Here is a 14,705-nt window from a genome sequence, read left to right on the forward strand (position 1 = left end):
ATGAATTTTTTTAGAAACTTAAAAATTGCACATAAAATTAGTTTTCTTGCAACTAGTTTTCTTGTTTTTCTATTAATAATGGGGGCTGCTTCAGTAAAACAATTGTCTTTAGTCAATATTGGGATTAAGGAACTAAGTGAATCAAGAATGGGTCCAATTGTTAAGTTAGAGAACATGAAATCTAATGTGGAATATATTCGAACTAGAAGTAGTGCGTTAATGGATGCAAGTGATGAAAATACAAAGAATACTATAAAAAGTGATGTTGCAAATAAGGTAGCATCAATTGACAAATCATTATCAGAATATAAAAGTGATGCTGATTACAAAACTTTATTAGATAATTATGATAAGTTTATAGCAGCAAAGGATGAATTTATAAAAACTGCAGGTCAACATCAAGTTTCTCAACAGCAAGGAACTGCAGATGCTAGTGCTCAGACAATACCTAATGATGCTTCTAATTTTGATAAAGCTAAAACTGCATTAACTGCATCCTTTGATGAAATTATCAATAATCATGTTAAAGCAGCAAATAATACTTATGATCAAAGTAAAAAGATTTTTGGCACTACGATGATTGAAATAATATCACTTTCATTGATATGTTTAATTATAACTTTGATTTTATCTGTAATTATAATAAGAGAAACTGTTGACCCAATTAGAAGGGTTACCAAAAAACTAAAAGAAATTTCTGAAAGTGATGGTGATTTAACTCAAAGAATAGGTTATGAAAGTAAAGATGAAATGGGAGATTTGAGTAGAAGTTTTGACTTATTTATGGACAAACTTCATTCAATTATTAAGGAAGTATCATTTTCAGCTGAAACTATAACATCCTTAAGTGAAAATTTAAGTGATGCAACAACAGCAACAACACAGTCTTTAGATAGTATAGCAGGTACTGTTTCAGAGATATCCTCTAGCACAGCAGATGGAGCTGCTGTTTCAGAAGAAACTTCAGCAAGTCTTGCAGAAGTAGCTAAATTTTCTGAATCAACTTCTGTAGCAACAAAGAATACTTCTGTAAATAGTAAAAAGGCAAAAGAAATAGCAGAAGAAGGAGCAGGAAAAATATCTGAAATTGTTTCTTCTATAACGGATATAGCTTCTTCATCAAAAGAAGTATCAATAATCATAAATGATCTTGATGTATCTTCAAAGGAGATTGGAGAAATTATTCAAATAATAACAGGAATTTCAGTTCAAACAAACATGTTAGCTTTAAATGCAGCCATAGAGGCGGCTCGTGCAGGTGAAGCTGGAAAAGGCTTTAGTGTAGTAGCGGATGAAATTAGACAGCTTGCAGATGAAAGTAATAATGCAGCAACACAGATATCTGAATTAGTTAAGGAAAATCAATTGAAATCAGCTTCAGCTGTAACCTCATTTGATCAAGTTGAAGTAAAGGTGTCTCATGGAGTTACTAAAGCGTCTGAGGTTGGAGAGAGTATACAAAGTATAATACATAATATACAAGATATAGTAAATCAAATAGAACAAATAGATAATGCTAATGAGCAGCAGGCAAAGAGTACTAAAGAAATTGAAATGGCTATTAATACTATAGCTAGTAGTTCAAGTGAAATAGCTGGTGGTACTGAAAATATAAGTGCAAGCATAGAAGAACAGCTTAGTACTATGAATGAGATAGAGAAAAATACAAAAGATTTATCAGGGATGTCAAAGAAACTAACTAAAATGACATCTGGATTTAAAGTGTAATTGTAAAAAGCTAAAAAAGGACTTTTCAAAAATTTATTTGAAAGTCCTTTTTTAGCTATTTTAAACTATTATATATCAAGTTAAGATTATTTTTCATAGTTTCTAGGTAATCTTTACCGCCCTCTGTATTTTCTAAGGTATAAATTTTTTGTGCTTTAGCTCCAACTTGATTTGCTAGTGTTTCGGAAACTTTAGGGCTTACCATATCCTCAACAAAGATTGTTTTTATATGCTTTTCTTTACAATAATCAACTAGTTCTTTTAACTTTTTAGCACTAGGTTCTCCCTCTGCAAAAACACCTTCAATACTGTTTTGATTTAATCCAAAATCTCTGCAGAGGTAAGCAAATGCAGCATGACCTGTGACAAAGTTTTTGTTTTGTAAAGTACTAAATTTGCTATTGTAATTTTTATAAAGTTGTTCAAGTTTATTATAAAAGTCTAAATAATTTTTTTCAAAATAATCTTTATTTGAAGGGTCTGCTTTTACGAATGCATCTTTTATATTTTTAGCTTCATTTTCTGCACCTTTTAGGCTCATCCATAAATGAGGATCATATTTTTCATTACTTTTAGATGATTCAGCATCTATAGTTGTTATAGGAGTAGAACCATTTGATGCATTTACAACTATAAGATTTTTATTATTTACAGCTTTTAATGTTTCATCTGACCAAGGTTCCATGCCAAAACCGTTATATATAAATATTTTAGCATCACTCAATGCTTTTAAATCTTTTGTTTTTGGCTCAAAGTCATGTGCTTCAGTTCCACTGGGTATTATAGTTTCAATTTCAACTTTATCTTTACCTACTGCTTCTGCAAATTCTCGTATAGCATTAAAGGAAACTACTACTTTTAGCTTATTATTTTGTGAAGTGTTGTTTGTAGGTGAAGTTTGTTTATTGCTGCAGGATGAAAATGTAAGTACCATACAGAATATAGCAGATAGCAAAATTAACTTTTTCAACATTATGTATCACTCCTCATAAAAATAAATGCAAATAATTTGCATTTAAATATAAAATTATAATATAACTATATTAATTAATTGTCAATGTATTCAATAATTATACTAAAAGTAAGCAAAAAATTAATTATGCTCTATTTATAATGTTTATACAATTAAAAATTTATTTCACTAATATAAAATTGCTTAAAACAATTATGTACAATGTATAGTTTTTCATAGAATTTGTATATTACATACATAATTAAGTTCTAATTTTTAAGGTATGTTATGCTTAAATAGAGTATTTATAAATATAGCTAAAATTTTATAATTTATTCATAAAAATGGGTTAAAAATGAATTAGAAAAGTGTTATAATGAGTTACATAATAAAAACCTATATAAATCGGATGAAAATAATGTGAGATAACTTTTGTTAACCGAAGAAGCAATATTAAAACACCACAAGTTTAATAGAAACTTTCAGGTAAATGTAACATTATAGGACGAAACTCTGAAATTCTATTTTTAACTATGTTTAAATTTAAATGTAGAAGTTTTTAAATAGAATAACAGAGGATCATGTGGGCATTTATAAGGATATGTCCAATGGTCCTTTTTTTATTATATGAATACATAGGAGGTAACAGTATGGAAGCATTAAAGAAAACTCCACTATATAATGTTTATGAAGAATATGGTGGAAAGATAGGCAAAATTGCAGGCTGGGCTTTACCTATGCAATTTGAAGGAGTAGTAGAAGAATATAAGGCCGTAAGAAAAAAAGCAGGATTATTTGATATTTCGCATGTAGGAAAAATTCAAATAAAAGGTAAGGATGCCTTTCACTTTATTCAAAACTTGGTAACTAATGATATTGAAAATTTAGAAGAAAATAGAGCTATGTATACTCTTATGTGCTACCCTTATGGGGCAGTTATTGAGATAGTACTATTATATAAATTAAATGAAAATGATTATTTAATTACTATTAATTCGGGAAATGTAAAAAGAATTTTTAAATGGCTTATAAATAAAAAAAATAAGCATGATGTAAGTATTATTAATATTTCAAATGAAATTTGTGAACTTGCATTGCAAGGTCCTAAGTCAGAGACTATACTACAAAAATTAACAGATATAGACCTTAAAGAAATTAAATATTTGAGTTTTAAGAAAGATGTAAGTATTTGTGGGACAAAGTGTTTGCTTTCTAGAACTGGTTATACAGGAGAAGATGGATTTGAGATTTATATCCTGCCCAAAGACTTAAAATTACTTTGGAATAGTATATTGAAGGCAGGAAGGGAAGAAGGTATAAAGCCTGCAGGCTTATCCGTAAGGGATGCATTAAGGTTAGATTCTAATTTACCTCCTTTTGGAGATGAACTTTTGGAAGATATAACTCCATTTGAAGCTGGATTGAAAACTTATGTTAATTTAAGAAAGAGTGACTTTATTGGGAAGAATGCATTAAAAAAAGAAAGTGAAAAGGGAATTAAAAGAAAGATTGTAAAATTTGAAACAGGGGATAAATGCACCAATGAAATTTCTGGTTCTAATGTTATTTTTAATGGCGAAAAAGTAGGTATAGTGGCCACAGAACATTTTTCACCTAAAAAGAAAAAAAATATGGGACTAGCACTAGTAGATCTAAAATATTCAAAGTTAGGAACTACAATATTTATTAAAAATATGAATGATTTAGTTAAAGCTAAGGTAACAAGATAAATTTATTAGTTATTTTATTATAAGATTACAATAGACTTTAAATGGAATTTAAAAATTGCATTTAAAGTCTATGTATTTTTGCTGGATATTTTAAGGAAATATATTTACAAATTTAATTGAATATATATCACATAGTACTTTTATGTTTGTTTCTGTTTCTCTAAGAATTACATAGCTGATTCCAACATCTGTTAAAATTCCTTCTCTATCTTGTACTATATTAGTTCCAATCAAGAAAAATATTCGAACCCTTTTACCTATTTGTGTTCTTAAGTACCCTTGTGTATATTGAATATCTTGAGCTATTGGCGAACCAGGAGCTTGCTCAAATCCTTGATCTTGCATGATTGGCTGCTGCTGAGGCTGTTGTTGAGGTTGTTGTTGAGGTTGTTGTTGAGGCTGCTGTTGTTCTTCTTGGAATTGAGGAACTGGTTGCTTTTTCTGACGAGAGTTGAGAATATTAGGAGAATCATAGTCTATTGTGTAAGGATTAAAGCAATTAAAACAACATTGAGGAAACATAAATAAACCTCCTTGCATAAAATTTTTTATTTTATTATTTATGAAAAACTTTATTAAGCATATGGTTTAATTTTAGGTTTTGGCATAGAGTGCAGTTGGATTATAGAAACAATGTTTCACTACTTTTATTTGAAAACTACCACTTCCGTTATATGGAAAAGTGTATGGACAAGGAGCAAATGGATTAAAATACCATAGCGAATAACCTATTGGAAATAATCTATTTCCTGCTAATGCCCAATCTGCAATATCATAGTGAATTTGTTCCGGTGGATTTGCCCAAATTGTCTGAGGATTAGCTACACCGCCTAAAACTGAGCGCATGCAATCATATTGTCCCTTTTGATAAATTATTTTTCTAATATCCCCTTGACCAATTTTATGGTACTCACCATATGGAACTCTTACTCTATTCATAATAGAAGTAGCAACGGCTTTCATTCCGTTTTCGCCTTCTCCACCAGATTCACATTTAATTAGTCTTGCTAACAATTCTCTATTTGAATAAGCCATATATTAGTCACCTCGATTATTCTCACTATAATAATAGTTTATTCACACATGTGGTAAATGTTACAATTTTAATAAGATTATTATATTTTTAATTATCAGGGTAATTAAGTACATTTCTTGCATTAAATAAATATATTAATAAAAGAAGATGATGAAATTTTGGGAAGAGGGGAGAAAACAACTATGAGTTATATTGATGTGAGTAAATATAAATATTTAGGACACGGGAAGAATGGAAAAGTGTACTTAATGCCTGATGGAAAAGCAATAAAGATATGTAAAAGGGAAGATAGGTGTTTGGAAGAATACAAAGTTTTAAAAATAGCTGAAGGAAGCAGTTATTTTCCAAAAGTATATGAAATAAAAGGAAAAGTTATGATAAGGGAATATATAGATGGATATGATTTAAATACTTATATAAAAAAATACGGACTAAGCAAAAATTTAGTATTGAATTTAATAGGAATGGTTGAAGAATTTGAAAAGCTTGGATTTAAGAGATTAGATATGAGAGGAATTCATATATATGTAACTAAAAATGAAAAAGTAAAGGTTATAGATCCTTCTATGCAGCTTATAAAGACAGTAAAATACCCTGAGCTTATGCTAAGAGATTTAAAAAATTTAGGCGTGATAGATAAATTCTATAGTGTTTTAAAAGATGAAAGACCTGATTTGTATAAGAAGTGGAATAGATAGCTTTATATATAATCTCTGTTTTCAATAAAAGACTTGTTAATACAAAATAATTTGAATTTAGTGAGTATTAAAGTTTCACATATTAAAATTAGTGAATTTTATGAAATTTTATTCAAATTATGTTATTATTAACTTGGATTATTATAGGGGGATATGGGAGATGGTAAAATGAAAATACTTTTGTTTCTTATGGCTTTTCTCGTAATTCAGTGCATAATTTTTATGCTGCTTTATAATAAAATTATAAAGCCATTAAAGATAGCAACAGAAATTATTAACATGACTGCTGATTTAGATTTAACAGTTCAAGAAAAAACTAATGAATTTCAGTTTTTACTGAATGGCAAAAGTAAAATTAGCAATATGGTAAAATCTGTTTGTAATTTAAGGGAACAGCTTAGGAGTATAGCTAAAATTATTAAGGAAAATTCAAAGGATATTTCAGAATATTATAATGGAGTTTATATATCAACTGAAGAAGCAGTGTCTTCAATTGAAAATTTAACTGCCACAATGGAAGAGCTGTCAAAAAGGTCAGTGGAAGAAGCAAAGAGTTCTGAGAGTGGGAATGAAAAATTATTAAGTCTGGCTGAGGAAATAAAAATAGCAGTGCAAGGATCTGATAGGGTTATAAAATTATCTAAGGCAACTCAAAAAATTAATTTAATGGGCATGGAAGCAATGAAGAAGCTTATAGAAAAATTTGAAATAAATAATAGCAGCGTAAAAAAAATATCTAACAATGTGGATTATTTATCTAATAAGTCAGGTGATATTGGTGAAATTGTTAATGCTATAGAATCAATTGCAAGTCAAACTAATCTTTTAGCACTTAATGCAGCTATAGAAGCAGCAAGAGCTGGTGAGGCTGGAAAAGGATTTGCCATAGTTGCAGATGAAATAAGAAAACTATCTGAAGAAACAACAAATTCTGCAAAACAAATAGAAAAAATAGTAAAAGATATACAAGGTGAGATAGAAAATACTAAATTGAATATGGAACATAGTAACAAGGCTACTGAAGAAGCTAATGCTGCTATGGTAGAAGCTGAAAAATCGCTTTTTTCAACTGGGAAAGCAGTTAAAAATACAATGAGGCAAGTAGAGTGCCAAGCATCAAGTATTAATAAAGTAGATGAAAATAAGGAAATAGCTATTAGTTCCATAAGAAATATAGCTGATATTACACAAAAATCAGCAGCATCAACACAAGAACTATCGGCTTCTATGGCAGAACAATATGAAGCTGTTGAAAAAGTATCTAAAAGCTTAGAAAAGCTTGATGAAATTTCATCAAAATTAAATAAGGTCACAGAAAAGTTTAAACTTTAATGACCCAACTTTAGCAGTTTAAAAATAATGCGACACAATTGTCCTATGAAAAAATTGTGTCGCAATGTGCTTCTTATGTTAGGTTATTGGATAGAAATTTATCTATTAATTTATAAAGTGTAGTATAGTCAATTGGTTTAGAAATATAATCGTCCATTCCTGCTGATAAAAATTTTTCTCTATCGCCTATCATAGCATAGGCTGTCATTGCTATAATTGGAATGTGATTTCCTGTATTTATTTCTATATTGCGAATGTTTTTGGTGGTGTTTAATCCATTTAAATTAGGCATTTGTATATCCATAAGGATTAAATCAATTTTTTTTATTTGTTTTAATAAGGTTAAAGCTTCAATGCCATCAAAAGCGGTAAAATAATTATAGCCTTTCTTACTTATTAGAGTAGAAATAAATCTTTGATTTATTTCGTTATCATCTACAATTAAAATATTCTTAGAGCTATTAACTTGTTTTATATTTGGTGTTATTTCTTTAATATATTTTACAGTACTTGCAATTTCATTATCATCTTCTAAAAAACATTTTGATGAATTTTCAGCTGGAAAAAATTCTGCGGTAAAGTAAAAACAACTTCCTTCATTATGCTTACTTGTTACCCATATATCGCCATTCATCATATTTACAAGGTGTTTAGATATTGAAAGTCCCAATCCAGTACCGCCATATTTTTTAGTGTACGAATCATCTATTTGACTAAAGGTTTTAAAAAGCCTGTCCATTTTATCTTCAGGAATTCCAATTCCAGTATCGCTAACAGAAAATTGAATTTTAATTTTATCTTTAGGTCCTTCAATTTTTTTTGCGCAGACCATTATATTTCCTCTGTCTGTAAACTTAATAGCATTGCTTAGTAAATTCATTAATATTTGGTCCAATTTTGAAGGATCACCTATAATATTACCTTCACTAATGTTAGGATCAATGAAATACATAACTTCAATAAACTTTTTATAAGCAAGAACAGAGATGTTTTTAACCATTTTTGAAATCCTTTCTTCAAGGTTAAAAGGTACTAAGTCAAGCTTGAACTTGCCGGATTCAATTTTAGATATATCTAAAATGTCATTTATTATATCTAGTAAGTGGCTTGAGGAAGATTTTACCATATTCAAATATTCTCTTTGTTCATTTGTCAATTCTGTCATCAAAGTTAAATCTGTCATACCCATTATTCCATTTATTGGAGTTCTTATTTCATGACTCATATTAGCTAAAAATCTACTTTTTTCAATATTAGCTTCTTCAGCTGCAATTTTAGCTTTTTTTAGTTCCTCTTCGCTTTCCATTCTCTTAGTTATATCTCTTCCAATAGAATAAATAAGGCTATATTCTTTTATTACGAATGAATTCCATTCAATCCACTTATAGGTTCCGTTTTTACAAATATATCTATTTTTGAATATGTGTCTACCATATTTTAATAAATATGAAAAATCGTTTACACAACCTTGAATATCATCAACATGAACAAAATCTTTAAAGTTTTTATATAGAACATCCTTTTCGCTCCATTCCAAAATTTTATTCATACCAGCACTTACTTGAAAAAACTTACCATCATAATCAAATATAGAAAATATATCATCAGATAAGTTGGTGAAATTTTGAACTTTTTTTTCCACAGTTTTAAGCTTAGTAATGTCTTGTACTTGTAATAAAATTGCAGTTAAATCTTTTTTTTCATTTAGTATAGGAGCAGTTACAATATCAAAATAATAAATTCTATTTTTATTTGTTTCAAAGTCAGCACGTTGATTTAATTTATATTTGCAAGTAACACGAGAAGGTTTTTTGTTTCTAATTCTATTTTTTACACTTTCATAAATATGAGGAGTATTAAAGAAATTAGAATATTTGAACTCCTTTATGTCATCTAAGTTAAACATATTGCAGAAGGATTCATTTGAGGATATAACTTCTCCATTAGCATCAAAAAGTTCTATTCCGATGGGAGATTGCTCATATATACTTCTGAACTTTTTTTCACTATTATATAGTTCCTTATGAAGCTTTTTATTTTCAGTTATATCTCTAGCAATAACAGAGTCACATACAGTATCCCCACTATAGTTCTTAACAGGTGATATGCTTATGGATAAGTATATAACTTCATTATTTCTATTTGTCATTTCTATTTCGTAGTTTTTAATTCCATTTTTACTTATTGTACTGCATAAGATTTTATTATTTTCGTTATTATCTAATATGGAAAATTTTTTACCTAAAATTTCTTGTTCACTATATCCAAAAATTCTTTCAGCCGCTTTATTCCAGCTTATTATTTTGCCATCTAAAGTTTTTCCTATTATAACATCTTCAGATGCATCAGCTATGGAAGCTAATTGTAAAGCTTTTTTTGTGTATTCATCTTTTTGAAGACGGTAGTTTATAATTAAAAATATGGAATCATTATGCTTTATAAATTGTCCATTAAATTTCCAGGTAATATTATTGAGTTTTACTTCTTTAACAAAAACCTTATTTTGTTTAATGCTTGTTTTAAACTTAATAAAATCTTCTTCAATAAACCATAAAAGATTATTAAATTTAGCATTAAAAGCGTTTATATTTTCATCCATGTAAATGGTATGCAGCATTTCAACAGCAGGAGAATTATATTCTTTTATAGTATCATTGCTGTGTATTAAAAAAAAAGGTACAGAAATATAAGATAAAAATTTAAAGTGTTGTCTAAAATCTTCTTCGTTTTCAAATATATGTCTCATAATAGATAAAAATAGATGTTAAATCTACTTTAATGTTCACCTCTTTCTTAAAATTAAAAATGTCTTGAAAATTATGGCGTTTTCTTTAAAGTATATTACACTTACATATATGTATCAACAAGAAGAATTAAAGTAATTTTAAATTGTATTTTATTTTTATAAACATTCGGTTACCAATTTACAAAAAATTAACATTGTTATATAATTTTCATATATGAATATATTTCCAATAGGTTATAAATTTTAAAGGAAGGTAGATGATAATTTTGTTAAGAGCTTTTAAAAACAAGAAGTTGACATCCTTGGTAATGACAATACTAATGGTAGTATCACTTTTAACACCAACCGCTTTTACAGATGTTAAAGCAAGTGAATCTGGTAAATTATTTGATTTAATTGAAATTACAGATTTTCATGGTGCATTAGAGGATGCAAGCACACCTCCATTACCTGCAGGAGCAGTACTTGCTAAAAATATTGGCAATATTAAAAATGCAAATCCAAATAGAACACTGGTTCTTGGAGGAGGAGACTTGTATCAAGGTTCACCAATGTCAAATGTTTTATTTGGAGTTCCTGTACAAAAGTTAATGAGCAGTATTGGAATGGAAGTAACAGCTCTTGGAAATCATGAATTTGATTGGGGATTAGACAAAATTATAAATACTACAATGAAGGATTCTAAGTATTCAATTGTATGTTCAAATCTTTATAATAAAAATACTGGAGAAAGAGTTTTTGAGCCATATAAAATTATAAATAAAGATGGAGTAAAAATTGCAGTTATAGGAGCAATAACTACAGAAACACCAGGAATAGTTCTTCCAAATAATGTAGCAAATTATAAGTTTACAGATCCTTTAAATGAGATAAATAGTTTAGCTAAGGACATTAAAGATAATAAAAAGGCAGATGTAATTTTAGCACTTATGCATGAAGGAAGCAATCAAGATTGTAAAACAGGTAAAGTTTTTGACATAGTAGACAAGCTTTCTAATGTAGATGCAGTGTTAGGAGGGCATTCACATACCGCTGTACAAGCTATTAGTAAAACAGGCATACCAGTTGTGATAGGTAAAGCACAAGCAAAAGGTTTTATAGATTTGAAAATGTCTGTAGAATCTTCAGGAAAAGTATCATTTATAAATCCAACTACAAGTTATATAGCATTAGATAATAATAAAGATAATGGATACAAAGCAAAAAATCCAATCACTGATGCTAATGCATTATCTATAGTAGCTGATGCTAAAAAGCAAGTTGGCTCAACCTTTAATGAAGTTATAGGCAAGACAAATAAAGATTTAACTAGGAAACAAGATACAGCTCCTTTTGGAGAATCTTATCTGGGAAATTGGACAGCTGATATTATAAAAAATAAAGGGAATGCAGATGTTGGATTACAAAATAATGGAGGTATAAGAGTTGATATACCAAAAGGGGATATAACAGTTGGAACAATATTTTACTTAATGCCTTTTGATAATGTAGTAACTACAGTAAAGATGAATAAAGCTCAGTTAACAAAGGTATTTGAAGAAGCCTTTGCAGACAATGGAGTTGGAGTTCAAATGTCGGGACTTAAGGTTACTTATGATTCAACAAAACCATCAGGAAATAGAGTAATAGATATAAAAAAGGCAGATGGCACAGCTATTTCTGATAAAGAAATCTTGAAGGTTGCTACTAATGATTTTATGGCAACAGGAGGAGATGGCTTTGTTGTATTTAATGAGCCATCAGTTAAAGAAACTTATAATGATACTCATATACTTGTAAGAGATTCATTAATTGAAAATATAAAAGCAAATAAGGGTATAATAGCTTCAATGGATAAGAGAATAGCCACTAATGGAGCTTCACAAATATCCATAGTAGGAACTTCAGATATTCATGGAAGTATATATCCTATAGATTATAGTACAGGAAAAGCTGCAAATTTAGGACTAGCTAAAGTTTCAACTTATGTAAATAACTTAAGAAATGGAAATCCAAATGTAATGCTTGTGGATTCTGGTGATACTATTCAAGGAACACCATTATCTTATTATTATGACAAAGTAGATACAAAGTCAGAATATCCAATGATGAAGGTTATGGGGGCTATGAAATATGATTCATGGACACTTGGTAATCATGAGTTCAATTATGGATTAGAAGTTTTAAACAGGGTAATTAAGGATGCTCAAAAAGAAAATATAAATGTATTATCAGCAAATACTTATAAAACTTCTGATAACTCAAACTTTGTAAAGCCTTATATTACAAAAACTCTTAATGTAAATGGAAAAAGTCTTAAAGTTGGTATATTAGGATTAACAACTAAGTGTATTCCTAATTGGGAAAATGCATCTAACTATAATGGATTAAAATTTAATGATCCAGTGGATGAAGCTAAAAAATGGGTTCCAATATTAAGAAATGATGAGAAGGCAGATTTAGTAATAGTTACTATCCATAGTGGAGAAGAAACAGCTACGGATACAATACCTGAAAATCAAGTAAAAGCCTTGGCAACAAGTGTAAATGGCATAGATGCTATAATATGCGGACATGCTCATAAAAATATATCCAGTGATCTTACATTGAAGAATCCTTCTGGAAAAGTTGTTCCTGTTACTGAACCAGCAAAATCAGGACAATATGTTTCGCAATTGGATATAAATATAAATGCAAATGGAACTATAGGAACAATCAATGCTAAAACAGTACCTATGGATGATAAAATTGCAGCCGATGAAGCTATAACTAAATTAGCACAGCCTTATGAGGATACAACTTTAAAATATATGGCAACGGTAATTGGACAATCATCAGGGGAATTTCCAGGCAAGGGACAAACAATGGAGCCAACAGCTATTATGGATTTAATAAACAAGGTACAACAAAAGGGAGCAGGAACTCAATTGTCTATAGCAGCACCTTTAAGTGAAAGTGCATATATACCAAAGGGAGATATAACAATTCAAAATATAATGGGAGTATATGTATTTGAAAATTTCTTATATGGAATAAAAATGAATGGAGCACAGCTTAAAAAGTGGATGGAGTTTTCTGCAAGATACTATGGGCAGGTAAACAATCCTAATGATGCTGTAAGTAATGATAAAACATTAAATGTTCCAGACTATAATCTGGATCAATTATATGGAGCAACTTATGATGTTGATTTAACACAACCAGCATGTACAGTGGATTCTAAAACAGGAGAAGTTAAATCAATAAGCAGAATTAAGAACTTAAAATTTAACGGAGTACCAGTAAAGGATACAGATGAATTTACAGTAGCTATAAATAACTATAGGTTTAATGGTGGTGGAGGCTTTATGGCTGCAGCTGGTTTAAAACCTGGAGATACATCTATAGTAATGTATGATTCAGCTAAGACTTTAGGAGATGATGGTCAAGTTAGAAATATGATGACTAAATACATTCAAGAAAATAAAACTATTACACCAACTGTAGATAAGAATTGGAAGTTAAGTACTACTCCAATATATCCATTTACAGTACAAACAATAAAGGGTGCTGATAGATATGAAACTGCAGCTAATATTTCTAAAAATGGATGGGATAAAGGTTCTGATTATGCAGTAATTGCTAATGGTGAAGTTTTTGCAGATGCCCTTTGTGCAGCGCCAATGGCTAAGAAGTTCAATGCTCCAATATTATTAACACAGCAAAATAAACTTTCTGACTATTCAAAAGCTGAGTTAGAAAGATTAAATGTAAAGCATGTAATAATCGTTGGTGGTGAAGGGTCTATATCTAAAGAAATAGAAAGCAATATACAAAATAATTTAAAGGTTAAACCAGAAGTTAAAAGAATATATGGAAAAGATAGATTTGAAACTTCTGTAAATATTGCAAAAGAAGTAGGAATCAAGGATAAAGCTATTTTTGTTAATGGATATAATTATCCTGATGCTTTATCAGTATCATCAGTGGCTGCATCAAAAGAAATGCCAATACTTTTAACAGAAGGCAATAAACTTCCAGATAGTGTAGCTGCATATATTAATGAGAATAAGGCAAAGAATTTTTATATAATTGGACTAGATGGTGCAATTAGCAAGTCAGTAGAGAATTCTTTAGATAAAGTTTTATCTAAGAATGCAGTAAGGCTTGGAGGAAGCAATAGATTTGAAACAAATGTAGCAGTAATGAAAGAATTCCAAAATGATTTAAAATTAGATAAAATGTTTGTAGCGTTAGGAGATGGCTCAACTGGTACTGAATTTGCAGATGGATTAGCAGGTTCTGCATTAGCAGCACAAAGTTCTTCTCCAATAATGTTAGTATATAATAATGTTCCAAAGGCAACTACAGATTATATTAACAGTAATACTAGTCCTAATAGCATTGTAATACTACTTGGAGGACAAACTAAATTGCCAACAGGTATAGGCAACTAAATAAAAATGATAAGATACAACTTTTGAAAAGTTGTGTCTTATCATTTTTATTTAAGTTAATTTGAGCT

At 29.2% G+C, this 14,705-nt stretch carries 9 protein-coding genes and 1 riboswitch; of the genes, 5 read left to right on the top strand and 4 right to left on the bottom strand.

Going from position 1 to position 14,705, the window contains the following annotated elements:
* A complete protein-coding gene (locus Q6H37_RS02995) occupies positions 1 to 1,728 on the top strand; it encodes a HAMP domain-containing methyl-accepting chemotaxis protein (RefSeq protein WP_318739101.1) in 1,728 nt (575 codons plus the stop codon).
* Positions 1,729 to 1,783: 55 nt separating this feature from the next.
* Here Q6H37_RS02995 and Q6H37_RS03000 read toward each other — a convergent pair whose 3' ends face one another.
* The gene (locus Q6H37_RS03000; protein ID WP_318739102.1) at positions 1,784 to 2,701 is read right to left on the bottom strand and encodes a metal ABC transporter substrate-binding protein; all 918 of its coding nucleotides are present in this window, start codon (positions 2,699 to 2,701) and stop codon (positions 1,784 to 1,786) included.
* A gap of 388 nt (positions 2,702 to 3,089) precedes the next feature.
* Positions 3,090 to 3,188: riboswitch (glycine riboswitch) on the top strand.
* A 142-nt stretch (positions 3,189 to 3,330) separates the two neighbouring features.
* Here Q6H37_RS03000 and gcvT point away from each other — a divergent pair.
* On the top strand, positions 3,331 to 4,410 hold the full coding sequence (gene gcvT, locus Q6H37_RS03005; protein WP_318739103.1) for a glycine cleavage system aminomethyltransferase GcvT: 1,080 nt from the start codon (positions 3,331 to 3,333) through the stop codon (positions 4,408 to 4,410).
* Positions 4,411 to 4,500: 90 nt separating this feature from the next.
* Here the strand turns inward: gcvT and Q6H37_RS03010 are convergent, their stop codons facing one another.
* Together Q6H37_RS03010 and Q6H37_RS03015 are read right to left on the bottom strand one after the other, a co-directional pair.
* Positions 4,501 to 4,932: a hypothetical protein gene (locus Q6H37_RS03010; protein WP_318739104.1), complete on the bottom strand. Its 432-nt coding sequence runs from the start codon at positions 4,930 to 4,932 to the stop codon at positions 4,501 to 4,503.
* A 72-nt stretch (positions 4,933 to 5,004) separates the two neighbouring features.
* Positions 5,005 to 5,445 carry a cell wall hydrolase gene (locus Q6H37_RS03015; RefSeq protein WP_318739105.1) on the bottom strand — a complete coding sequence of 147 codons (441 nt, stop codon included), beginning with the start codon at positions 5,443 to 5,445 and terminating at the stop codon, positions 5,005 to 5,007.
* A 183-nt stretch (positions 5,446 to 5,628) separates the two neighbouring features.
* Between Q6H37_RS03015 and Q6H37_RS03020 the strand changes: the two genes are divergently transcribed.
* Positions 5,629 to 6,144, top strand: coding sequence for a serine/threonine protein kinase (locus tag Q6H37_RS03020; RefSeq protein ID WP_318739106.1), 516 nt, complete (start codon positions 5,629 to 5,631; stop codon positions 6,142 to 6,144).
* 168 nt (positions 6,145 to 6,312) lie between these two features.
* The gene (locus Q6H37_RS03025) at positions 6,313 to 7,476 is read left to right on the top strand and encodes a methyl-accepting chemotaxis protein (RefSeq protein ID WP_318739107.1); all 1,164 of its coding nucleotides are present in this window, start codon (positions 6,313 to 6,315) and stop codon (positions 7,474 to 7,476) included.
* A gap of 73 nt (positions 7,477 to 7,549) precedes the next feature.
* Here Q6H37_RS03025 and Q6H37_RS03030 read toward each other — a convergent pair whose 3' ends face one another.
* A complete protein-coding gene (locus Q6H37_RS03030) occupies positions 7,550 to 10,222 on the bottom strand; it encodes a PAS domain S-box protein (RefSeq protein ID WP_318739108.1) in 2,673 nt (890 codons plus the stop codon).
* Between the two features lie 257 nt (positions 10,223 to 10,479).
* Here Q6H37_RS03030 and Q6H37_RS03035 point away from each other — a divergent pair, with 257 nt between their 5' ends.
* Positions 10,480 to 14,637, top strand: coding sequence for a 5'-nucleotidase C-terminal domain-containing protein (locus Q6H37_RS03035; protein ID WP_318739109.1), 4,158 nt, complete (start codon positions 10,480 to 10,482; stop codon positions 14,635 to 14,637).
* Positions 14,638 to 14,705: the final 68 nt, after the last annotated feature.

Source organism: Clostridium sp. JS66 (assembly GCF_033561535.1).
GTDB lineage: Bacteria > Bacillota > Clostridia > Clostridiales > Clostridiaceae > Clostridium_AM > Clostridium_AM carboxidivorans.

Excerpts from the sequence above, each read along its gene's own strand:
- Q6H37_RS02995 (WP_318739101.1), top strand. The coding sequence starts at position 1 with ATGAATTTTTTTAGAAACTTAAAAATTGCACATAAAATTAGTTTTCTT.
- Q6H37_RS03000 (WP_318739102.1), bottom strand. The coding sequence starts at position 2,701 with ATGTTGAAAAAGTTAATTTTGCTATCTGCTATATTCTGTATGGTACTT.
- gcvT (WP_318739103.1), top strand. The coding sequence starts at position 3,331 with ATGGAAGCATTAAAGAAAACTCCACTATATAATGTTTATGAAGAATAT.
- Q6H37_RS03010 (WP_318739104.1), bottom strand. The coding sequence starts at position 4,932 with ATGTTTCCTCAATGTTGTTTTAATTGCTTTAATCCTTACACAATAGAC.
- Q6H37_RS03015 (WP_318739105.1), bottom strand. The coding sequence starts at position 5,445 with ATGGCTTATTCAAATAGAGAATTGTTAGCAAGACTAATTAAATGTGAA.
- Q6H37_RS03020 (WP_318739106.1), top strand. The coding sequence starts at position 5,629 with ATGAGTTATATTGATGTGAGTAAATATAAATATTTAGGACACGGGAAG.
- Q6H37_RS03025 (WP_318739107.1), top strand. The coding sequence starts at position 6,313 with ATGAAAATACTTTTGTTTCTTATGGCTTTTCTCGTAATTCAGTGCATA.
- Q6H37_RS03030 (WP_318739108.1), bottom strand. The coding sequence starts at position 10,222 with ATGAGACATATATTTGAAAACGAAGAAGATTTTAGACAACACTTTAAA.
- Q6H37_RS03035 (WP_318739109.1), top strand. The coding sequence starts at position 10,480 with ATGATAATTTTGTTAAGAGCTTTTAAAAACAAGAAGTTGACATCCTTG.